Annotated in this window: 23 protein-coding genes and 1 pseudogene; 11 read left to right on the plus strand and 13 right to left on the minus strand. The window is 56.9% G+C overall.

Features of this window, described 5'->3' with window-relative positions; translation table 11 throughout:
• Window positions 1–115 precede the first annotated feature (115 nt).
• Window positions 116–277 carry a DUF2986 domain-containing protein gene (locus tag AC1RL4_RS27550; RefSeq protein WP_007942091.1) on the minus strand — a complete coding sequence of 54 codons (162 nt, stop codon included), beginning with the start codon at window positions 275–277 and terminating at the stop codon, window positions 116–118.
• Window positions 278–504: 227 nt separating this feature from the next.
• On the opposite strand from AC1RL4_RS27550, the gene AC1RL4_RS27555 reads away from it, so the two are divergent.
• Window positions 505–1,227 carry a tetratricopeptide repeat protein gene (locus AC1RL4_RS27555; protein ID WP_028940202.1) on the plus strand — a complete coding sequence of 241 codons (723 nt, stop codon included), beginning with the start codon at window positions 505–507 and terminating at the stop codon, window positions 1,225–1,227.
• A 119-nt stretch (window positions 1,228–1,346) separates the two neighbouring features.
• On the opposite strand, the gene AC1RL4_RS27560 is transcribed toward AC1RL4_RS27555, so the two are convergent.
• Window positions 1,347–1,745 (minus strand): hypothetical protein, encoded by a 399-nt coding sequence (locus AC1RL4_RS27560; protein WP_231380587.1) that lies wholly within the window; start codon window positions 1,743–1,745, stop codon window positions 1,347–1,349.
• Window positions 1,746–2,113: 368 nt separating this feature from the next.
• Here AC1RL4_RS27560 and AC1RL4_RS27565 point away from each other — a divergent pair, with 368 nt between their 5' ends.
• Window positions 2,114–3,019, plus strand: a complete 906-nt coding sequence (locus tag AC1RL4_RS27565) for a hypothetical protein (RefSeq protein ID WP_230172407.1) — start codon at window positions 2,114–2,116, stop codon at window positions 3,017–3,019.
• Window positions 3,020–3,162: 143 nt separating this feature from the next.
• On the opposite strand, the gene gfa is transcribed toward AC1RL4_RS27565, so the two are convergent.
• Window positions 3,163–3,741, minus strand: a complete 579-nt coding sequence (gene gfa, locus AC1RL4_RS27570) for an S-(hydroxymethyl)glutathione synthase (RefSeq protein WP_019579486.1) — start codon at window positions 3,739–3,741, stop codon at window positions 3,163–3,165.
• 300 nt (window positions 3,742–4,041) lie between these two features.
• Between gfa and AC1RL4_RS27575 the strand changes: the two genes are divergently transcribed.
• Window positions 4,042–4,620, plus strand: coding sequence for a DUF4337 domain-containing protein (locus AC1RL4_RS27575; protein WP_096480026.1), 579 nt, complete (start codon window positions 4,042–4,044; stop codon window positions 4,618–4,620).
• A gap of 345 nt (window positions 4,621–4,965) precedes the next feature.
• On the opposite strand, the gene AC1RL4_RS27580 is transcribed toward AC1RL4_RS27575, so the two are convergent.
• From AC1RL4_RS27580 to AC1RL4_RS27590, 3 genes are all read right to left on the minus strand, one after another.
• Window positions 4,966–5,295, minus strand: a complete 330-nt coding sequence (locus AC1RL4_RS27580) for a hypothetical protein (protein WP_157755467.1) — start codon at window positions 5,293–5,295, stop codon at window positions 4,966–4,968.
• 62 nt (window positions 5,296–5,357) lie between these two features.
• Window positions 5,358–5,678: a hypothetical protein gene (locus tag AC1RL4_RS27585; protein ID WP_096480027.1), complete on the minus strand. Its 321-nt coding sequence runs from the start codon at window positions 5,676–5,678 to the stop codon at window positions 5,358–5,360.
• A 323-nt stretch (window positions 5,679–6,001) separates the two neighbouring features.
• Window positions 6,002–6,859: a hypothetical protein gene (locus tag AC1RL4_RS27590; RefSeq protein WP_230172412.1), complete on the minus strand. Its 858-nt coding sequence runs from the start codon at window positions 6,857–6,859 to the stop codon at window positions 6,002–6,004.
• A 546-nt stretch (window positions 6,860–7,405) separates the two neighbouring features.
• Between AC1RL4_RS27590 and AC1RL4_RS27595 the strand changes: the two genes are divergently transcribed.
• The gene (locus tag AC1RL4_RS27595; protein ID WP_138867792.1) at window positions 7,406–7,789 is read left to right on the plus strand and encodes a tautomerase family protein; all 384 of its coding nucleotides are present in this window, start codon (window positions 7,406–7,408) and stop codon (window positions 7,787–7,789) included.
• Between the two features lie 509 nt (window positions 7,790–8,298).
• Window positions 8,299–10,158: an ABC transporter ATP-binding protein gene (locus AC1RL4_RS27600; RefSeq protein WP_493120589.1), complete on the plus strand. Its 1,860-nt coding sequence runs from the start codon at window positions 8,299–8,301 to the stop codon at window positions 10,156–10,158.
• 122 nt (window positions 10,159–10,280) lie between these two features.
• On the opposite strand, the gene AC1RL4_RS27605 is transcribed toward AC1RL4_RS27600, so the two are convergent.
• From AC1RL4_RS27605 to AC1RL4_RS27615, 3 genes are all read right to left on the minus strand, one after another.
• Window positions 10,281–10,799: a cysteine hydrolase family protein gene (locus AC1RL4_RS27605; RefSeq protein ID WP_019579474.1), complete on the minus strand. Its 519-nt coding sequence runs from the start codon at window positions 10,797–10,799 to the stop codon at window positions 10,281–10,283.
• A gap of 307 nt (window positions 10,800–11,106) precedes the next feature.
• Complete coding sequence (locus AC1RL4_RS27610; RefSeq protein WP_019579473.1) at window positions 11,107–11,532, minus strand: GNAT family N-acetyltransferase; 426 nt, start codon at window positions 11,530–11,532, stop codon at window positions 11,107–11,109.
• Between the two features lie 47 nt (window positions 11,533–11,579).
• Window positions 11,580–12,434, minus strand: coding sequence for a LysR substrate-binding domain-containing protein (locus tag AC1RL4_RS27615; RefSeq protein ID WP_019579472.1), 855 nt, complete (start codon window positions 12,432–12,434; stop codon window positions 11,580–11,582).
• Between the two features lie 106 nt (window positions 12,435–12,540).
• Here AC1RL4_RS27615 and AC1RL4_RS27620 point away from each other — a divergent pair, with 106 nt between their 5' ends.
• Window positions 12,541–13,182: an FMN-dependent NADH-azoreductase gene (locus AC1RL4_RS27620; protein WP_028940215.1), complete on the plus strand. Its 642-nt coding sequence runs from the start codon at window positions 12,541–12,543 to the stop codon at window positions 13,180–13,182.
• A gap of 20 nt (window positions 13,183–13,202) precedes the next feature.
• On the opposite strand, the pseudogene AC1RL4_RS27625 reads toward AC1RL4_RS27620, so the two are convergent.
• Window positions 13,203–13,343 (minus strand): annotated as a pseudogene (locus AC1RL4_RS27625) (Lrp/AsnC ligand binding domain-containing protein); the annotation flags it as partial.
• A 335-nt stretch (window positions 13,344–13,678) separates the two neighbouring features.
• Between AC1RL4_RS27625 and AC1RL4_RS27630 the strand changes: the two are divergent.
• Complete coding sequence (locus AC1RL4_RS27630) at window positions 13,679–14,185, plus strand: hypothetical protein (RefSeq protein WP_081791062.1); 507 nt, start codon at window positions 13,679–13,681, stop codon at window positions 14,183–14,185.
• 110 nt (window positions 14,186–14,295) lie between these two features.
• Here AC1RL4_RS27630 and AC1RL4_RS27635 read toward each other — a convergent pair whose 3' ends face one another.
• From AC1RL4_RS27635 to AC1RL4_RS27645, 3 genes are all read right to left on the minus strand, one after another.
• On the minus strand, window positions 14,296–14,886 hold the full coding sequence (locus AC1RL4_RS27635; protein WP_230172704.1) for a helix-turn-helix domain-containing protein: 591 nt from the start codon (window positions 14,884–14,886) through the stop codon (window positions 14,296–14,298).
• Between the two features lie 53 nt (window positions 14,887–14,939).
• On the minus strand, window positions 14,940–15,101 hold the full coding sequence (locus AC1RL4_RS27640) for a hypothetical protein (RefSeq protein ID WP_230172414.1): 162 nt from the start codon (window positions 15,099–15,101) through the stop codon (window positions 14,940–14,942).
• A gap of 118 nt (window positions 15,102–15,219) precedes the next feature.
• Window positions 15,220–16,080 (minus strand): LysR substrate-binding domain-containing protein, encoded by an 861-nt coding sequence (locus AC1RL4_RS27645; protein WP_230172416.1) that lies wholly within the window; start codon window positions 16,078–16,080, stop codon window positions 15,220–15,222.
• A gap of 251 nt (window positions 16,081–16,331) precedes the next feature.
• On the opposite strand from AC1RL4_RS27645, the gene AC1RL4_RS27650 reads away from it, so the two are divergent.
• From AC1RL4_RS27650 to AC1RL4_RS27665, 4 genes are all read left to right on the plus strand, one after another.
• Entirely contained in the window at window positions 16,332–17,174 is an 843-nt protein-coding gene (locus tag AC1RL4_RS27650; RefSeq protein ID WP_026286691.1) for a transporter substrate-binding domain-containing protein, read from the plus strand.
• Window positions 17,175–17,239: 65 nt separating this feature from the next.
• The gene (locus tag AC1RL4_RS27655) at window positions 17,240–17,962 is read left to right on the plus strand and encodes an amino acid ABC transporter permease (protein ID WP_230172418.1); all 723 of its coding nucleotides are present in this window, start codon (window positions 17,240–17,242) and stop codon (window positions 17,960–17,962) included.
• The gene (locus AC1RL4_RS27660) at window positions 17,952–18,740 is read left to right on the plus strand and encodes an amino acid ABC transporter permease (protein WP_230172421.1); all 789 of its coding nucleotides are present in this window, start codon (window positions 17,952–17,954) and stop codon (window positions 18,738–18,740) included. Before AC1RL4_RS27655 ends, AC1RL4_RS27660 begins: the two co-directional genes overlap by 11 nt.
• Entirely contained in the window at window positions 18,727–19,563 is an 837-nt protein-coding gene (locus AC1RL4_RS27665) for an amino acid ABC transporter ATP-binding protein (protein WP_019579456.1), read from the plus strand. Before AC1RL4_RS27660 ends, AC1RL4_RS27665 begins: the two co-directional genes overlap by 14 nt.
• Window positions 19,564–19,566 lie beyond the last annotated feature (3 nt).

The following is a 19,566-nucleotide window of genomic DNA, read 5'->3' on the forward strand; positions in this document are numbered from 1 at the left end:
GCAGCTCAACAAAAAAACCGCTGTAGCAGTTTTGGCGCCCGCGCAATCTGTCAGATCGGTTGGGCAGGGATGAGCGCTCTGGGTTGGAAGCTATCAGTCGCGAGGGTTACGTAAATCAGCTCTCAGCGGAAATGATTGAGTCCTGACTGGCTTCAGCTGCCAGCTTCAATCGGTCAGCTTTACTAATGTATTTAGTCTTGCTTTTCGGTGCCAATTTGGCACTGGCCTTTTTGGCGTTAGCCTTTAACAGCTGATTTATTTTTTTACGGCGATTCATATTTTTTGCTCGGTTTGTCAGTGCTTGAATGATACCAGCTTAAAATTTCAGGAAAAAATGATACCGGTTGCGGTGACCTGCGGATTCCACGCCGTCCGCAGTGGCTGTAGCTGCGGGAACTTCAGGGTACAGGCCAGGTCAATGGGGGCCCTGTATCGCAGATACCGAGCAGCGCTGGTGGCCTGTTTTATGACAGTGCCGTCCGAGATCAGCCGAGTCCACCCCTGATGCCAACTAAAAATTTTCTACCGGGTCTCATCCTGGCGTTCTGCGCCGTCGCGTCGCTTTGTTCGGTTGCTGCCGAGCGAAGGGCGACTTCGCAAAGTAACAGCGCATCAACCACCCTGATCGAAACCGCCTCGCGGCAGTATGGAAATGGCCAGTTGGACCAAGCCGCTGCCACGCTGGAGCGTGCCCTGCATATCCAGCCGAACAATCCAGCGACACTGCATTATCTCGGTGTGTTGCGTCTTCAGCAGGGGCAGTACCAGCAGGCTGAAACGTTGGCGGTGCGCTCGAACATGAGGGTTGGCAGCAACGTAGCGTTACGCAACCGCAACTTCCAATTGATCCAGGCGGCGCAGCAGGCCAACGCATCGAGCACCTCACCCAACGCCAAAGAGGACCAGGTTGCAGTACAGAAGGGGCTCGAGGAGGAGGCTCAAAGGCTCCGCGAAGCAGAAATGGCCGCTGCTGAACAAGCCGCTCCGAATACTGGGCGCGATGCTGGCAACTTCGCTCGCAAAATGCCCGAAGGAGAATTGCAATCGGCTTCCGTCGAGCCAGCGCCCACGTACGATGAAGTTGAGATTCCCCGCGGCCATTGGCCGCCTCCGGGTAAATGCCGAATCTGGTTTCCTGATCGCCCGCCCGGGCATCAGCCCCCACCCGGCAAATGCAAGAAGCTACGGCATCGGGTTCCGTTGGGAGCCTATCTGGTACACGGATGAGTTTCTGAGTGTCTTCTGGCGGGTCGGCGGCGGTCCAGCTTCGACCGTCGCGTCACATCAATTGTCAGACTTCCGTCTGTTCCGCCATTCCCAAGGCGTCATCGACCTCTATTCCCAGGCTAGCGACGATAGTAGCGGTGATCGTCCTCGTAGCGGTGCCGCATGGGCCGATCATCGTGGCGCTCCCAATAACGATGGCGTTCAGCTTCTCGACGGGCTTGCTCTCTGCGCCACTGTTCTCTACGCCATTCGTCTCGGCGCCAATCGTCTCTACGATCGTGCCAACGGCCGTCATGCCAGTATCGGTCGTCATGGGCCAGCAAGGGGCCAGGCTGTTTGCCAGCCATACTGGCCAAGGTTGGCCAAGGGTTGCCGGCGGCCTCGACCGGAGCCTGAACGGCTGCCACTTCAGTTGCGAAAACAGGGGTTGAGGTCTTCATTTGTGTTGCTGATGCGGAGCCCACTGCCGCGAACGCGAACAGGCCGAAGAGCACCATCCGTGGGTCATGGAATTTCATGAACGAAGACAACCTCTGATTGACAATGGACGTGTGGCTATCTGACTGCGGGAAGCCTGCGAGGTCGCGCTTACCGAGGATGTGCCTGTCCACATAGACCGATAAAAAGAGAAAAGTTCTAGGACACCGCGGCTTAAATAGCCGACGATCTCATTGTTCGGCTTCTTTGAGGTTTGCTATCTAGTGTCGGCTTCTGGCTGTTAACTGCCTGCCAAGAACTGTCATAAGCGTCCCATTCATGGCTTGACGGTCGCCTGTTGCTCACGTCCCCGGGGCCTGATCCGCGCTTTTTCGCCTCACCTGCCACTTTCGCCACACTCGGCGTGGATCTAAAGTCAGGAGGGCGCATCTTCAGGGGACTTCCAGTCATGTACAGCTCGCTTGCCATACCGAGCACCGCTCGCCAATTGCATGACCGGATCTATGCTGGCGAGATCATTCGCTTCACTGACCTGCAGCCCATGACGGCGCTGGTGGAATATACGCGTGCGTTCCTCGAAGACGCGCTGCATCCGTGGTCGCCGCAACAGATCCATCGCCATTTGAGCCACCCTGAGCAGACTGAGCGCTTTGCGAAAATTCAGAACGACTTCGCAGGCTCGGCTGAGGTCCAGCAGCGCTGGCAGGACGTCGTGCAAAGCCTTGGCATCGCCCCCGATACCCTGGCCTGCGATCGCCTGCATTTGCGTTTTCAGCCACATTGCGAGCCAGAGCAGTCGACACCGCGTGCCCGCACGACGGCCACCATCGCGTTTCACCGCGATACCTGGGGGTCGAATATCTATGCACAAACCAACTGGTGGGCGCCCATCTATCCCATCGCGGCAGGGCGTACCGTCGCCTTGTATCCAGGCCTCTGGCAGCGACCGCTGGGTAATTCGAGCGCAGATTTCGATATGCGCGCCATTTTGCAGCGATCCCATCGAGACGGCCGCAATGCCGTGGATGCCGACGAAGCCATTCCTCATCTGTTGGAAGCGGTCGACCCGCAGGAGGGGATTGCCGTCGATATCGCTCCGGGGAGCCTGATCGCCTTTTCCGGGGCTCATGCCCATGCCGGCGTCGGCAATAGTACCGGGCTGACTCGCATCTCTTTCGAGACCCGATCAATACTGATCGCCGACCTGTTGGCCGGATTGGGAGCGCCCAATGTCGATGGTCACGCGCCGTGGAAGACTATTGGACTGTTTCGCCGAATGAAGGATGCGCAACGCCTGAACGAGATCCTTGGCTGCGGCTTTATCGAGCCCTATCTGCGGCCAGCAGAGCCCTGACGCTGGCGCCGCTAGTTGCCTGGGGAAAGACCGGTGTGCTTGCGGTGAAGCCATTGCCGCGGTCCGGCGATCCGGCAATTCCGCTCCCACAGAACTGGTGAATCGGACCGCGGTCCGGAAAAGAAACCGCGGCGACCGATCAATCAGGCGGCGGGGAGCAGGCCTTTCTGTCTGGCGACATGAGTCGCCATTGCGTCCATCAACTCCGGGGACAGGCAGTCATAGGGTTCCAGGCCGATCGAGCGCAAGCGCTCGCGGATAGCCTTCATTTGCGCTGGCGGCGTGCCGGTTTCGATGATGGAGGACACGAACGCCGCGAATCCCGGCGCAGCCCATCCGCGCTGTGGCGAAAGCTCGGTGTGGACGAAGTCCAGGCCATAAAACGCATGGTCCTTGTTCTCGATGCGCCCAAAGAGATGGGCGTGACACTGCTTGCAGGCGTGGCGTTGGATGGTGGCGGATTCGTCGACAATCTCCAGTTTTTCGCCGTGGGCAATGACGCTGACCTTATCTCGAGGCACCACGGCGATAACGGCGAATGTCGCGTTTTTGGGTTTCCAGCATTTGCTGCAGCCGCACGCGTGGTTATACAAAGTTTGTGCGTCGATCTTGACCTCGACCTTGTCGGTCGCACACAGGCATTGCAGGGTGCCACCTGTGAAATTCGCGGCGGCGGGTTGGATGCCATTGTCCAGTGCAGGGTGAAGTTGCAAGGTGCTCATGCTGGCGTCTCCGTTTCAGGGTGTCAGACAAAAGTGCCTGGGGCCGTGCCCCAGGCCGGTAGTTCATCGGAACTCGATGACGGCGCAGATCGATTTGCCTTCATGCATCAGATCGAACCGCGGCGGATTTCGAAAAGGGCACAGTGCATAAACGAGTGACCTCCTTCGGTGCGACCGGTTGGTTACCCAGATCAAGAATAGTCTGCAACGGACTACTGGCCGCCAGTCAATTGTGTCCAAAGAATCAGGGACAATTCATAATGCTGTCCATCTCCACTAACACCTCCAAGATCGACACCCATGCCTGAAGAGTTCGAAGTCCCCAGCCCACACGAGCAACATATTGAGCACACCACCCATCATGCGCATGCACAAGGCGACAGCTTTGCCAGCAAGATTGCGGTGATGACAGCCATCATGGCGACCGTCGGCGCCCTGATGAGCTATCAGGCCGGCTCAACGGAGAATGAGGCGGCCATGGACAAAAACAACGCCGCTATCCAGAAAACCGAAGCCGCCAACGAGTGGAGTTACTACCAGGCCAAGTCCAGCCGGCAGAACCTGTCGGATCTGGCAAGCCATCTCCCAGGGCTGGATTCCGCCCATTATGTTGCTGAGGCGCGGCGGTACGGGGAACAGAAGGAGGAGGCGCGCAAGAAGGCTGAAGCATTCGAACAAAGGGCAAGAGAGTGGGACGAGAAGTCAGAGCAGGCGTTGCATCAGCATCACCGCTGGGCCCAGGCAATGACAGCGATTCAAATAGCAATTTCACTGGCGGCCATTACCTTGCTGACGCGTAAGGAATGGCTCAAGCGGCTCTCGTTTGGGGCCGCGGGTGTTGGCGTCATGTTGGGTTCGCTGGCTTGGCTGCATATCTGAGCGAGGCGCTCAGACGTTCACCTGTCGAATGCGACTGCTACTGGTCGATTTCTGCCCTTCACGAACGGCAGAAATCGGCCGAGTGTGTAAAAACGCTTCGCCAAAATTGAAGTGTGCACGTCTACGTTAAATCTGAAGTTTATCGGCACGTCAGCAGATGTGGATTTCGCGTAGAAGCACGATTTCCAGTCCGGTTTTGAGTACCTGTCGCGCTCAAAAACGTTTTTACACAGCCTCGGCCAGAAGCAGTCGTTGGCGATGGACGGCTTCCGGCCAAAAGCTGCCTGTCGAGTAAGCGGAAAAAGTTGACTGAAAAACCACATAGAACCTGGCCTTCAGGCAGGGTTACTCTTCTCTTTTCCAATGTCTAGCAATTCTGAAAGCTTTGTGTCGAAAGGATTGTGAAAGAACTTTCTGAGATGAGCATTGAAGCAATAGTTCGGATAGCTTTTGGTCAACAGGAAACCCATCATCTAGCCATTTGATTGCAAGTTGAGACCAATATTCAGAGTCAGACTCCAGCGCCGTTACAAGCAACTGGGACAACGATATTTCTTCCGGGATCGAGCTTTTTATGCCCAGCGTCGATACAGCAACTGAAAGGTTCTGTTTTACAGTCCCATATGACTTTTCAAGCAGTGGCAGCAGCCAAACATAACTGAAACGCAGACTCATTGTCTCAAGAACCCCATATAGCATAGTCGCTGACAGCTAATCCCGTTTTCGGGGTGACCGCATCACTCTGTCGTCGAAGCCAGCGCATTGTGTAGTTCTTGTCGGGCGAGAGGAAAACCCTCAAGCGTCATCCGGACGCTCAGCGTTTCGCGGGCTTTGGCCACCGATGCAGGCCCCAGGATCACAATGGCTCGTATGGCGACCCAACGAGTAAAATGGTTCTCTGGGTCTGAAACCAGTGAAAGTATCCTTTCAAAGTCCGCATCGTCGGATGCGTGCTCTGCCAACAACCTAGCAGTACCTAAGATATCAATTGGGTATGCAACTTGATGTACGCCCAGATACATCGCCCTGTCGATCAATTCGTCAAAAGAAGAGTCCATGGTGCCTCGTAAGGTAAACAAAAATCCCCCACGCACCTGAATCCACTTATCCTGTCAGATTCCACTAGTGGTGCGACCGTAACCTCCCAGCTTACCCGACCGATCATCCTGTGTCTGAGATCAGTAAATCATCGGCACAATTCTAAGCGTGGCGGGTGACGTGCATGTCAATCAACGCAATTCAGATGACTGGTTTGGGTCGACTGTCCCCCTTCACGACAGGCAGCAATCGGCCAGAAGCGGACACTCCTGACCGGTTGAATCCACAACCCATTGCAGCCGTTCGAGGCGTCTACGAAACCAGGGGCGATTCAGGCTTCACTTTAGAACTTGGGATAGTCGCTCCGAGATTTGGGTCGATCATCGTCATCAGGATCTGGGTCTTCGTCAGGAGCAATCGAATAACCAGAACCAGGTAGCATCGGCCCCGTCTGTCGAGCATTAGGGTCCACAGGTCGAAACCAGCTTTTGAAGGCTAACGCTTCCTCTTTAAGAAAATGCTCAATCCGTCTTTGCTGAATAGGGTTCAAGAACTTCCCAGCAATGCCTCGTCCCAGGGATTGGACTAGTGATTCGAGCTTTCTGGGATCTGGCTCATCGAAAATTTTCACTCCCTTGGTGCCGTAAATCAGCATCATCAATCCATTGCTCAGGATTGCCTCGGCACGAATCGCAGCGAAAATGCGCGCGAACCGTGTAGTTTGATCGCCACCAGTTGGGATGCTCTTCAACCAATCCAAAAGTGTCGTATGCTTTGGATAGTCTGGATACCTATCAGGAAGCAAAGACGGCACGGAGCGGTTTACCGACCCAAGCGTAAGGGTAGGGAAGTCAGTCGGCTGTGGTTTTCGGTAGTAGGCCAAGATATCTTCGTTGTTATAAACGTAGGCAATTGGAAACCCAGCACTTTCAAATCCCAGATACTCGATCAGTTGTTCGTCGTCGAATGCGAGTAGCTCACCGCTAGCGTGCACTTTCGTTTCGGCGAGCAACAGCGTCGAATCATCCAAGGTAGCTAAAAAGTCTGCGCAGACCTTCCGCAGGGAGCCACCTTGCTGATTTGCGTAATACTCCAATGCTGAGCAACGGATAGCATTGTCTCGGCAGTAGGCTTGGAGAGATGCCACTATAGCCGTCTGGACCTCGTTTTCTCTGGGCGTACGGCCCCTGTTCTTGCTCATTGACCCCTCGGTTCTTTTATCCTCATAACCATGAATAGTGAGATAGTGGCCCTGTGCCGTCAACCTAGCGACAACGAGCGTGCACCCAATCCGCTCTCCTGACTCCAGCACTAGGGATGATTGTGTCCGCAACCCTATGGACAAGTGAGCAGGCACGCTTATCACGATAATACGAATACATCAGGAAGCGCTTACCGGACGGGGCGACTTATCCTCCATCAAATCACCGTTTCTGGCCGATTTCTGGTCATTGTGAGTGGCAGCTTTGTGTCGACTGCTGCCCTTCGCGACAGGCAGAAACCGGCCAAAAGTGGACGGTGGACAAGGTGATGGCAAATGAGTAGTGTCACGGATGCTGCTTTCGACTCTAGAGGGCAGCAGGGCTCGCCGTCATCCAAGTAGCGTTTCTCCCTGAGCAATGTCGCATTTACCGCGACCACCTCTAAGCTAGACAAGGACTTACAGGACGACAAGTGGACTTTATACGACACGCCATCGCGACATGGCATGTCACCTATAGTAGTTATACGCTTGCAAGGAATCGCAATGATCACCGTCTATGGAATTGACTACAATTTAAATGCCAAAAAAGCACAGATGTCCGATGTGCTACATAATTGCATGACTACTGTTCTTGGGTTACCCGAAGACAAGCGTGCTCACCGTTTCGTCCCGCTAGATAAAACTAATTTTTATTACCCCGGCGGTAGATCTGAAAAATACACAGTAATCGAAATAAGCATGATTTCTGGGCGAACGGAAGAAACAAAAAAGAAGCTCATAAAGCAAATATTTACAGCCTTTGAGCGGAACTTGGCTATAAATCCGGTTGACGTTGAAATCACAATATTTGAGCAGCCAAGTCATTGCTGGGGATTCCGAGGGATCACAGGCGATGAGGCAACCTTGAGTTACAGGGTTAACGTATAACAAGCGGTTCAAGCCGTTCGCTTCGCTCTCCGGGACCGCGTACCGCGGCTCCTTGATTTATTTTCTCGACTCAAATCATCCAGTTTTTGGCCGGTTTAGGTCTTCCGGGAACGGCTGCTATTGGCCGAGGCTGTGTAAAAACGTTTTTGAGCGCGACAGGTACTCAAAACCGGACTGGAAATCGTGCTTCTACGCGAAATCCACATCTGCTGACGTGCCGATAAACTTCAGATTTAACGTAGACGTGCACACTTCAATTTTGGCGAAGCGTTTTTACACACTCTGGGCCGAAAGCGGTCCTTCGATGAACGTCCGTTCTTGGCCAGCCCCCTTCGATACCGGCGCATTTATCGCTGCCGACCGGGTTTCTGGCAGCGTATAAGAGGCCGCCCCCGGCAGCCCAATCCTCAGAGCGACCTGCCTAAGCGCCATACCTCTAACTTCGCAACCCCCTCAAAGCAACCGTTCAATGGCAGAATCTCCTCAACTTGATCGTTTTGGAGAACACCATGCTTCGTGCGTTTGAACGAAGGCTCGACCCCTTTCCTCCTGACGAGGTACCACCGCCACCCGACGGCCTGGCTCGCTTCCTGTGGGCCTGTACGCGGGGAGCGCGCGGTTACATTCTTGCGTTTGCGCTGCTCAGTGCCGGTGTGTCGATTTACGAAGCCTGGCTATTTTCCTTCCTCGGGCAGGTCGTGGACCTGCTCTCGACCTGGCAGGCAGGCGGTGAAGCGGCTGCGCAGGAAAGTCGCGTGTTGTGGGGCATGGGCATCATCATGGTGACCAGTGTCGGGCTGGTGGCGTTGCGCACCATGGTGCAGCACCAGATATTGGCGATTAACTTGCCGTTGCGGCTGCGCTGGGACTTCCATCGCTTGATGCTGCGGCAAAGCCTTTCGTTTTTTTCCGATGAGTTTTCCGGCCGGGTCACCACCAAGGTGATGCAGACTGCGCTGGCGGTGCGCGACATGCTATTCACCCTTATCGAGATCGCGCCCGGGATCGGGGTGTATTTCATCGCGATCATCGCACTGGCCGGCGGCTTCGCCCTGAAGCTGATGCTGCCTTTCATTGCCTGGGTCGTGTTGTTCGGGCTGGCCATGTGGTACTTCGTGCCCCGCCTGGGGAAAGTCGGGCAGGAACAGGCCAATGCGCGGTCGATGATGACCGGGCGTATCTCAGACGCCTACACGAACATCACGACGGTGAAGCTGTTCTCTCACTCCAATCGGGAAGCGCATTTCGCGCGTGCAGCGATGGAGGATTTCAAACAAACCGGCTTTCGCCAGATGCGCCTGGTCAGCCAGTTCGAGATCGTCAACCAGGCATTGGTGGTGGCGTTGATCATGGCGGCGGGGGGGTATGCCCTGTGGCTATGGCACCAGGGTGAGGTCGGCGCAGGTGCCGTGGCGGCAATCACCGCCATGGCGCTGCGCATTAATGGCATGTCGCACTGGATCATGTGGCAAATGACCTCGCTGTTCGAGAGCATAGGCACCGTGCAGGATGGCATGGCAACCCTTACCCGCGGCCCAAAGGTGCAGGATGCGCCGGACGCGGGCGTCCTGGTGACCTCCGGCGGCGCGGTCACCTTCGATAAGGTGAGCTTCAACTATAACGGCGAGCGTCAGGTGCTCGATGGCCTGAGCCTGCACATCCGTCCGGGCGAAAAGATCGGTCTGGTTGGCCGCTCTGGCGCCGGCAAATCCACGCTTATCAACTTGCTGCTGCGCTTTTATGACGTCGACAGCGGGGAGATTCGCATCGACGGCCAGAACATCGCACAAGTGACGCAAGACAGCCTGCGCGGCTCCATCGGTATGGTCACGCAGGATACCTCCCTGCTGCACCGTTCCATTCGTGACAACATCGCCTACGGCCGCCCCGATGCGACCGACGCGCAAATCCGCAGCGCCGCGGCCAATGCCCAGGCTGATGAGTTCATCAGCCAACTGAGCGACCGGCAAGGCCATACTGGTTACGACACCCTTGTGGGTGAGCGCGGCATCAAGCTGTCGGGCGGCCAGCGCCAACGCGTCGCGATCGCCCGGGTGATGCTCAAGAATGCCCCGATACTGCTTCTTGACGAGGCCACCAGCGCGCTGGACTCGGAAGTCGAAGTCGCCATACAGGAAAGCCTCGATGAAATGATGCAGGGCAAGACTGTGATCGCCATCGCCCATCGACTGTCCACCATTGCGGCCCTGGACCGGCTCATCGTCATGGACAACGGACGCATCATCGAACAGGGCACCCACACCGAATTGCTCGGGAAGAACGGGATTTATGCGCGGCTGTGGCAGCATCAAAGCGGCGGGTTTCTGGGTGAGGATCGGGAAGTGGTCGAGGCTATGGATCAGGTGTGAGCGTGAAGAGGGCGCAGCAGGGGGCGATAGGGGCGGGCCACGACCATTGCCACTCGGCAAAGGTTGCTGTCGACCCAAAGTAGGCAGATCGGCCCTGACTCGGACCGGTCTGTCGATGGCGGTTAGAAACACCAGTCCTCAGCATATACGACGCGACAGAATGGTCCTGCCAGAGTCGCATTGTGATGAGCAACAATCTCTTCAGCCTTCAGCGCAGGGGTGCTGTTGCAGGTGTGGCCATCGGCGATCAGCACTGCATCGAATCCAAAATCCCGTGCAGCGCGGCAGGTGCTGTCGACACAGTATTGGGTCTTCATTCCGGTAATGACCACGCCCTGAGCGCCACAAGCTCGTAGCTGATCGGCCAGACCAGTCTTGGTGAAGGCGTTGGGTCGGCTTTTCTCGAAGATCACTTCGTCGCCCTGTAGCTCCAGTTCCTCCACCAGTTGCGTCAACGGACTTCCAGACTCGATAGGCGAACCAGGTGGACCAATATGGCGTGCGAGAAAAATTGGCGCACCTGCACGCCGGGCTTTACTCAACAGGTTATTCAACGTGTCTAGCAGCGCTTCGCCAGCCCACGGTTTATCCGGACCATGAAACAACCCAACCTGCATATCGAGAATCAAGAGTGCATACATAGTGCTTTTCCTTGCGTTTGGACCAGCGACACAAGGGCAAAAGAAAAGGCCCTATCCATCACTGGCGGGCCTTTGAAGTTCGTATGTTATTGGCTCACGACACCTCTCACGACCCGCCTCTGGCGGTCGTGGTAGTCGTGGTCAAGGCAATTCGTGGCTGATTCATAAAGCTGACAGTAGCTGCACGGCACCGGGTTGGCAAATGAGCGCATGAAGGTGAGGACTGATTCACGATCGTTAAGGTTCGCAATTGGCCGATAGCCGTCCGCTGTAAAGCGCAACTATCGGCCCCGGATCGAAAACGTGGTCAGCACAACAACTTCTGGTAATAGAGCCGGGTATGTCCTGGTGGATAGTCTGCCAGGCGTCCGAATTCGGAGTAACCCAGTTTTCGATAAAAACCGGGAGCCTGAAAGCTGAAGGTTTCCAGCCAGATACCAATGCAGTGTTTTTTCTGCGCGACTTCTTCAGCCATGCGCATTAGCCGTTCTCCGATACCCTGACCGCGCATTGACTCGGGAACGCTGACAAGATCGATGAGCAGCCATCGATAAGAGATCTTGCCGTACAGCCCACCAATAACTTCGTTACTGTCAGCGTCTCGTAGCAACAGAGCAAAAGTTTCATAGGCGTCGTCCCCACCGTTGGCCAGGTTATGGGCCAGCAATGGGGTCAAAATTCCTAGTCGCTCTGCTTCAGACGCATTTTCCGAAAGCTGGATTTCTACAGACATGGCGCTCTCCCTGAGCAGTGAGTAACGGGGTCAACAAGGTATGATTCTTAAGTCCTGCGCGTAGAGCAATACTCCACAATGAGTTGAGTGACCGCTGCCACAATCGCCTGATCCGCTTCAGGAGCGCTGAACAAGCGAAACTGCGCATCCGGCAAATCCGGCAATCCTTGTTCCGCCCCAAGAACCGCCAGTCCTTGCCCCAACTGGCTGACTGGCATGGGCGCTACCGCGAAACCAGCAAGCGCCGCGGCTCGCAATCCGGCCGTGCTGCTGCACAACATCGCCGTTCGTTGGGCGATCCCCGCCCGAGCCAGTTGTGTCAGGGCCACCTCGCGATAAGGGCACGGCTCGGGGAACAGGGCCAGCGGCAACGGCGTCGGTAACTCGGTGACGGGCTGCGCCGACCAGGCCCACACCAGCGGTTCTTGCCATAGCAGCAGCCCCGTGTCGCTGGTTTCGCACAGAGAGCCGATGACCAGTTCCAGATGCCCTTGTTTCATCGAGGCCAGCAACGTGCCCGGAATGCCCACCTGCACGTCGATCTCCATCCCCGGGTACTGCGCTGCGAAATCCTGAAAAGTCCGCATTAATCGCGATTCGACAAAATCTTCGGATACCCCGATCCGCAGTCGCCCGTGAAACGGCGTGCGTGTCAGTTCTGCCCAGGCATCACGGTTCAGCGCGAGGATGGTGCGTGCATAAGCCACCAGGCGTTCGCCATCGGGCGTCAGTTGTTGGGAACGGGTGGTACGCCTCAACAGGGGTTTACCAATCTGTTCTTCCAGTCGTCGCACGTGCCCACTGACCGCGGACTGGGTCAGGTGCAGCTTCTCGGCTGCACGGCTGAAGCCTTCTTCATCGACGACCGTGACAAATGTCTTGAGTAGCAGAGCATCGAACATAGTTTGATATGTGATTAATTGGCTATTTATTTACGATTTATATTCCAAATTAAACTATGTTGCAATGTTTGCCGCCCCCCCCATCTCCCATTACCCGAGGCGTGCCATGACTACTCTTCTGCATATCGAATGTTCCCCGCGCAAACAGCGCTCGGCCTCCCTTGAAGTCGCCCGCAGCTTCATTGCGCGCTATCAGGAAAACACCCCGGACACCGAAATCATCACCCTCGACCTTTGGAACATGGCGTTGCCGGAGTTCAATGATCAGGCCATGGAGGCCAAATACGCCGGACTCAATGGCACGCCCTTGACCCCGGTACAACAAGACGCTTGGAACACCTTGAAAGATCTGGCCGCGCACCTGCACAGCGCGGATGTGCTGGTGATGTCCGTGCCACTGTGGAATTTCAGCATCCCGTACAAACTCAAGCACTTCATCGACCTGGTGTCGCAGAAAGACATCCTGTTCAGCTTCGATCCGGAGCGCGGTCTGGAAGGCATGCTGCACAACAAGACCGCTGTGGTGATGTATGCCCGCGGCCTGGATTTTTCGGCGCAATCGATCACCCCGGCAGAACGCTTCGACTTCCAGAAGCCCTACGTGGAAGCCTGGCTGAAATTTATCGGCGTGACGGATGTGCACTCGGTGACTGTAGAGAAAACTATCCTGGGGGAAGACGTTGACCTCGGCGCGCGTGAGGTCGCGACTCAACAGGCCAGAGGATTGGCGGATAGTCTTGGTCGTTGACGCTTCCACTGCACCGTAGGTTATTCAACGCCCAACGGGATATTCAAACCCAGCTTCACGGTGCTCATCGAAACAAGGGTTTTGAAGCGTTTGACGTTATTGTTCTCAAAGAACAGCTCGCGGGTCAGGTCGGTGTACTGCTGCATGCTCCTGACCGCAACAGCGCCAGCAGGCCTGGTTGCGAATGCACAAGCCTTGCTAGCTTCTGGCACGGGTAAAAAACTCTGCGCTGTTTAGATCGATTATTTCTTTCGGTTCTTTATATAGCGCTGGGTCGAATATCCATAACCGATAAAACCACGTCCTCGCTTTGATTCTGTATGCGATGAAATCGATAGGGGCGCTACAGCAGACAGCGGCGTCCCCGCCACGGCACTAAAGCGGTTTCAACATCAATTTCTGCTGCTCGGCCATCATCTTGTCGTCCCTTCGCCAGTCCTTAGAATCCGCCCCCATCAGCTTCGTCCAACTATCGAATCGCTTAGGGAGTTACACCATGATGAACGCCATGCAGATGCCAATGCCGATGATGAACACCAACATGTCGATGATGCCAATGATGGGCATGCCGATGATGATGGCGACCATGAGCTGCGAAATGATGGACGACGGCATGATGTGCAAAATGATGCCGGCTGCTGGCATGGACATGGCGATGTTCAAGAACAGCGCTGAAATGATGCAGATGATGATGAACTGCGGCATGCCGATGATGATGCATTGCGGCAACATGAGCATGATGTGCATGTCTCAGGCGAGCATGGCCATGCCAATGATGAACATGATGATGCCAATGATGGGCATGCCGATGCCGTCGATGAAGTGCATGATGGAATGCACCATGATGGCCGACGGCATGATGTGCAAAATCATGCCGATGGCTGGCATGAACATGGACATGATGAAAAGCTGCTGCGCCCTGATGATGAAAATGATGAACGATTGCAGCATGCCGATGATGATGAGCTGCAACGGCATGCCAATGATGTGCTGCACCTGCTGATCCTTGGCAGCAGACATTTAAAAGCCCCCGCGACCTGATGGTTGCGGGGGCTTTTTCATTCTGGCGACACCACAGATCCCACAAGGGATCTCGGTTCGGCGCGATGGAATTCAGTCCAGGCGTTCTGGGTAGGTCACCACCAGATAAGCCACGGCCTCACTGTCGGCGGGGTTACGATAGCGGTGGGGCTGGTCGGCGTAGAACAGGATCGAGTCGCCGGTGGACAGCAGGTAGCGTTCATCGTTGACGCTGATTTCCAATACGCCCTGTGACACCACCAGGTTTTCCTGCACACCGGGGCCATGCCCCTCGGAGTGGTCTTCGCCCAACGGGCTCAAACGCAGTTCGTAGAATTCCGATTGGCGTGCCACGTCGAACGGAAACAGTGCGCGGCTGACGAAGGCGCCACTGGCGCTGACCAGGCGTTTGCTCTGGTTCGCCGACAGCACCGCCACACCTTCAAAAGCCCGGTGCTCGAGAAACGCCGCCACCGAAACCTTCAGGCCTTTGGCAATTTTGCACAGCACTTTGATCGACGGCACGCTGCGTCCGGATTCGATCTGCGCCAGCATGGCCCGACTCACGCCGCATTGCCGGGCCAGAGCGTCGAGGGACAGATGACGCTTGCCCCGCAGCCGTTGCAGGTTCTGCGCGACCCGCTCGCAGATCGGCTCTTCTTCCAGTTGTTCGAGGTTATTCAAGTCCGTCACGGGTTCGTCCGTGCTCACCAGAAAACGCGAGGGTTGCTGCGCGTTCACGCGTGACGGGTCTCGGTCGATTGGGCAGCCTGGACCCACTGAAAAGCCTGCAGGCCGGCGTTGCGTGCGTACATTTCCCACATGGCCCGTGCCCGTTGCTGAGCCTGTTTGCGTTTGCGGTAGCTGGCGAAGTCAATGAGGTTGTCAGTCGGATTCATGGGGCACTTCACTGTGGTGATGAATGACGGGATGAGCTGAGAGTACGCGGATATTTTTATAACGATAAATACTGAATTTGTATTTATTAATGCTCTTTGGTTCTTATTAGTGGCCGCGTCAAAGCCCCCGACTGTTCCTGATCAACTCATAGGCCCGACGCACCAACGGGTTCACGGTGTTGGGCCGAATCCACAAGTGGTAGGTCACGTCCGGCAGCCGTGGCAGGCTATCGTTTTCGCCGAGCACGCGCATATCGGGGCCGAGCATTTCCATGCTTCTGGGCGTGACGCCCAGCCCGGCACGCGTCGCGGCCTTGATGCCGATCAGGTTCGACGCCAGGTACGCCTGGCGCCATGGAATGTTGGCGCGCTCCAGCGCCTCCAGGGCGTAGCGACGATAGATGCTCGGCTCATCCACCAGAATCAGCGGCAAAGGCTCACCGGGCGTATGGATGTACTGCGCCGAGCAAATCCACCACACCGGCGAGGTGCGCAAGGCGAAGCCTTCGAGCGTCGGGTCTTCGCGGGTGGAGATCACCATGTCGACTTTGCCCCGGTGCAGGTCATCCATCAGAAACGGGCTGCGGCCGACATCGATCTCCAGGCGCAAGCGCGGGGCCGAGCGGGCGATGTGGCTGAGGATCGGCGGCAGGATGGTGTCGGCGATGTCATGCGGCGAGCCGATCCGCAGCACACCGCTCAAGTTGCTTTCGCGCAGGGAATTCAGCGCATCGTCGTTGAGCGAGAGCATCTGCCGCGCATGACGCAACAACTGCAAGCCGGCTTCGGTCAGTTGCTTCTGACGCCCGCGCTTCTCGAACAGATTCACCCCCACTTGTTGCTCCAGGCGTTGCATGTGCTGGGTGACCGACGATTGCGTGCGGGCCAGTTGCGCGCCGGCCTCGGCGAAGCTGTGGTGATCGACCACGGCAATGAAGGTGCGCAGTAATTCGAGATCGAGGGTAGGTGAGGTCGGCATGGCCATTTCCGGGGCTGTTTTTATATCAAGGCTGCAAACATAAACATTACATTTGTTTATGTGTTTTTGGCGATGTTTTAGTGTTTAGATCGAGAATGTCAGTAATTACGGACGTTGTGAAGGTTGTTACTTGGAGTAAACACAGCAAGTTATAACGATATTAGATATTTGAATTTCCGTTACTTCAGGACTGTACCTAGGATGCCGCCTCATCAGGTCGGGGAACGCCGATCATCCATAAGGGGAAATCCATGTTGCTTGAGCGCTCACCTGTAAAACGCTGGTTGCCTGTAATGCTGGGCGCCTTGATCTCATTGGCTACCAGTGCCGGGGCTCAGGCTGATGCCACGCTGGACAAGATCCAGCAACGGCATGTGCTGACGGTGGGGGTCGTACTGTCCGGCGGCCCCTTCGGCAGTATCGATCCGGGTACTCAGAAACCACGGGGCTTGAATGTCGACCTCGCTCAGGAACTCGGTCGGCAGTTGGGCGCCGAGGTGCAACTGGTGCCGGTATTGCCCGCCAACCGCGTGCAGTTTTTGCAGCAGGGCAAAGTGGATTTGCTGATCGCCAACATGGAATGGACCGCCGAACGCGGTGAGATCCTCGGTTTTGTGCCAACGCCTTTCTACCGTGTCGGCGGTACCGCGGCGCTGCTCAAGGACAGCAAGATCACCCGTTGGGAAGACCTCAAAGGCCAGCCCGTCTGCACCTCCCAGGGCAGCAGCTACATCAAGCCGCTCACCGAGCTGGGTGTGGAGATCAAGGCGTTCAAGAGCTCGTCGGAATCCTTGCTCGCACTGCGTGGCAACAACTGCGTCGCGGCAGTGCATGACGCCACGCTGATCAATCCGCTGATTGCCGACAACGCCGAATGGCAGGGCTATCGCGCGCTGAGTCCGGAACTCAACCCGGCCCCTTCGGTGATCTGGACCCGACCTGGCGAACGCGACACCCAGGCCCGGCTCGACCCCATCGTCAAGGAACTGCACCGCAGCGGCTGGCTGATCGACGCCCAGACTCGCAACCGCATCACCCCCGCGTCACCGGCCTTGGTGGAGTTGCAGAAACAGTTCCAGGCCAACGGCGCCTGAGCGGTTCACCTTATCGTTTTCAACAGGCAGTCGAAGAGCTCGGCGGTCGCTCAAGGAATCACCGGATGGAACTGTTCGTCCACTGGGCCGCCGGATTCGGCCTGAACTACGGCTTTCTGCTGGACGCTTATCAGCGCGGAACCCTGGAGCAGGGCGCGCTGACCACGGTGCTGCTGTGCCTGTTCACCATCGTCGGCAGCCTGCTGGCGGGGGTCGGTTTGGCGGCGATGCTGACCTCGGGTAAAACCTGGCTGGCAAAACCTGCGCGGGTGTTTGTCGAAGTCACCCGCAACACGCCGACCCTGGTGCAGCTGTATTGCGCATTTCTGGTGCTGAATATGCTGCTGACCCAGGCCGTCGGCGCGGCCAACCCGCTGACGCCGTTCGCCTGGGTGGTGATCGTGATTTCGCTGCACAAAGGCGCGTTTCATGCCGAAGCCTTGCGCGCCGGCATCGAAGCCGTGCCGGCGGTGACAATGGAGGCGGCCAGTTCGCTGGCGTTCAGCAGCCGCCAGTTGTTGTGGAATGTGCAACTGCCGCTGGCCTTGCGCTTCGCCTTGCCGTCGCTGATCAACAACCTGATCGACCTGGTAAAAATGACCGCTGTCGCCTCGGCCATTGCCGTCGGCGACATCACCTACGCGGCGATCATGATCTGGACCCAGAGCGATAACGTGTTGGAGCTGATGATTCTGATCCTGATGTTTTTCGGCCTGCTGAGTTTTACCGTCAATTGTGTGGGACGCCTGCTCGAAGCGCGCCTGAGGATGCCCGGCTATGGCCATTGAATCGTCCGTCACTGCGCCGCTGGCCTGGCCGCGTCGGCATGGCGGCAAGTTGCTGCTGCTGGTGGGTAGCGTGCTCTGGTTGGTGTATTTCGTGCCGCACAGTCCGGTACTCAAGGCTTTGTTGCAATGGTCGCCGGCCTTGGTCGCCGGGTTAGGCCAGAACATTCTGATCAGTCTGGTGGCGATCGGGCTGGGCTCGTTGCTGGGATTGTTGGTCGGTGCCCTGGCATTGTCGCCGTTGTGGCTGCTGCGCTTGCCGGCGCGGATCTGGGTGCAGATTTTTCGCAACGCGCCGTGGCTGGTGCTGATCTATTTCACCACCTATGTGTTCCCGTTCGAGATCCACATCGGCGGCACTTATGTTTCGTTCCCGGACTGGGTCAAGGTCACGATTGGCCTGGCGTTGCCGGCGAGCGCCAATGTTGCGGAGATCTTCCGTGGTGCCGTCGCCTCGATCCCCAGTACCCAGTGGGAAGCGGCGCGATCCCTGGCCTTCACTCGCGGGCAGATTTTCCGCTCGATCATCCTGCCGCAGTGCTTCAAGCGCATGTTGCCGCCGTGGATGAACCTCTACGCGGTGATCACCATGGGCACCGCACTGGCGTCTTTGGTGGGCGTGCATGACGTGATCGACACCGCGCAAATCGCCAGCAACACGGTGAACCTCACTGGCTTCACCGTGGTGATTTACCTGAGCCTGCTGGTGCTGTTCTTTGCTTACTGCTACCCGATTTCCCGACTCACCCAACGCCTGGAGCGACGTTATGCCTTCTACTGAAACCGTCGCCGAGCCCTTGGTCAGCCTGCGCGACCTGCACCTGTCATTTGGCAGCAACCCGGTGCTCAAGGGCATCGACCTCGACGTGCATCGCGGCCAGGCCGTGTCGATCATCGGCCCGTCCGGCTCCGGCAAGTCGACGATCCTGCGCTGCATCACCGGCCTGTTGCAGCCCCAGCGCGGGAGCATCCGCGTCGGCGCCACCGAGGTTCACACCCTGGCCCAGGAAAGTCAGCGTATCGAATTGCGCAAGCGTGTGGGGTTTGTGTTCCAGCAGTACAACCTGTTTCCGCATTTGTCGGTGCTGGAGAACCTGGTGATCGCCCCGCGCAAAGTGCTGGGGCGCAATCGCGCCGAGGCCGAGAAAGACGCCCGCGCCTTGCTGGCCAAAGTGCGCATGGAGCACAAGGCCGATGCTTATCCAGGGCAACTCTCCGGCGGTCAGCAACAGCGGGTGGCGATTGCCCGGGCGTTGGCCATGCGCCCGGAACTGATTCTGTTCGATGAGGTGACTTCGGCCCTCGACCCGGAAACCGTTGGCGAGGTGCTGACGGTGATTCGCGAACTCACCGAAGAGGGCATGACCTGCGTGCTGGTGACCCACGAAATGCGCTTCGCCGAAGAGATCAGCGACATCGTCTACTTCACCGAAAACGGCGTGATTGTCGAACGCGGCAGTGCCGAGCAGATCTTCCAGCACCCCACCAGCGAACGGACCCAGGAGTTTCTGCGTCACGCCCTGGGCGATCCGGGACGCCGTCCCCGTGTCGCCAACGATCCGTATCTATTGAGTAACCTGAGCCGCTACAGCCTGTCCGTCTAATAC

This window comes from Pseudomonas sp. GW822-FHT07A10, from assembly GCF_058798795.1.

What these genes read in the sequence shown, in the direction of transcription:
- AC1RL4_RS27550 (WP_007942091.1), bottom strand. Translation starts at nt 277, where the DNA reads ATGAATCGCCGTAAAAAAATAAATCAGCTGTTAAAGGCTAACGCCAAA.
- AC1RL4_RS27555 (WP_028940202.1), top strand. Translation starts at nt 505, where the DNA reads ATGCCAACTAAAAATTTTCTACCGGGTCTCATCCTGGCGTTCTGCGCC.
- AC1RL4_RS27560 (WP_231380587.1), bottom strand. Translation starts at nt 1,745, where the DNA reads ATGAAATTCCATGACCCACGGATGGTGCTCTTCGGCCTGTTCGCGTTC.
- AC1RL4_RS27565 (WP_230172407.1), top strand. Translation starts at nt 2,114, where the DNA reads ATGTACAGCTCGCTTGCCATACCGAGCACCGCTCGCCAATTGCATGAC.
- gfa (WP_019579486.1), bottom strand. Translation starts at nt 3,741, where the DNA reads ATGAGCACCTTGCAACTTCACCCTGCACTGGACAATGGCATCCAACCC.
- AC1RL4_RS27575 (WP_096480026.1), top strand. Translation starts at nt 4,042, where the DNA reads ATGCCTGAAGAGTTCGAAGTCCCCAGCCCACACGAGCAACATATTGAG.
- AC1RL4_RS27580 (WP_157755467.1), bottom strand. Translation starts at nt 5,295, where the DNA reads ATGAGTCTGCGTTTCAGTTATGTTTGGCTGCTGCCACTGCTTGAAAAG.
- AC1RL4_RS27585 (WP_096480027.1), bottom strand. Translation starts at nt 5,678, where the DNA reads ATGGACTCTTCTTTTGACGAATTGATCGACAGGGCGATGTATCTGGGC.
- AC1RL4_RS27590 (WP_230172412.1), bottom strand. Translation starts at nt 6,859, where the DNA reads ATGAGCAAGAACAGGGGCCGTACGCCCAGAGAAAACGAGGTCCAGACG.
- AC1RL4_RS27595 (WP_138867792.1), top strand. Translation starts at nt 7,406, where the DNA reads ATGATCACCGTCTATGGAATTGACTACAATTTAAATGCCAAAAAAGCA.
- AC1RL4_RS27600 (WP_493120589.1), top strand. Translation starts at nt 8,299, where the DNA reads ATGCTTCGTGCGTTTGAACGAAGGCTCGACCCCTTTCCTCCTGACGAG.
- AC1RL4_RS27605 (WP_019579474.1), bottom strand. Translation starts at nt 10,799, where the DNA reads ATGTATGCACTCTTGATTCTCGATATGCAGGTTGGGTTGTTTCATGGT.
- AC1RL4_RS27610 (WP_019579473.1), bottom strand. Translation starts at nt 11,532, where the DNA reads ATGTCTGTAGAAATCCAGCTTTCGGAAAATGCGTCTGAAGCAGAGCGA.
- AC1RL4_RS27615 (WP_019579472.1), bottom strand. Translation starts at nt 12,434, where the DNA reads ATGTTCGATGCTCTGCTACTCAAGACATTTGTCACGGTCGTCGATGAA.
- AC1RL4_RS27620 (WP_028940215.1), top strand. Translation starts at nt 12,541, where the DNA reads ATGACTACTCTTCTGCATATCGAATGTTCCCCGCGCAAACAGCGCTCG.
- AC1RL4_RS27630 (WP_081791062.1), top strand. Translation starts at nt 13,679, where the DNA reads ATGATGAACGCCATGCAGATGCCAATGCCGATGATGAACACCAACATG.
- AC1RL4_RS27640 (WP_230172414.1), bottom strand. Translation starts at nt 15,101, where the DNA reads ATGAATCCGACTGACAACCTCATTGACTTCGCCAGCTACCGCAAACGC.
- AC1RL4_RS27645 (WP_230172416.1), bottom strand. Translation starts at nt 16,080, where the DNA reads ATGCCGACCTCACCTACCCTCGATCTCGAATTACTGCGCACCTTCATT.
- AC1RL4_RS27650 (WP_026286691.1), top strand. Translation starts at nt 16,332, where the DNA reads ATGTTGCTTGAGCGCTCACCTGTAAAACGCTGGTTGCCTGTAATGCTG.
- AC1RL4_RS27655 (WP_230172418.1), top strand. Translation starts at nt 17,240, where the DNA reads ATGGAACTGTTCGTCCACTGGGCCGCCGGATTCGGCCTGAACTACGGC.
- AC1RL4_RS27660 (WP_230172421.1), top strand. Translation starts at nt 17,952, where the DNA reads ATGGCCATTGAATCGTCCGTCACTGCGCCGCTGGCCTGGCCGCGTCGG.
- AC1RL4_RS27665 (WP_019579456.1), top strand. Translation starts at nt 18,727, where the DNA reads ATGCCTTCTACTGAAACCGTCGCCGAGCCCTTGGTCAGCCTGCGCGAC.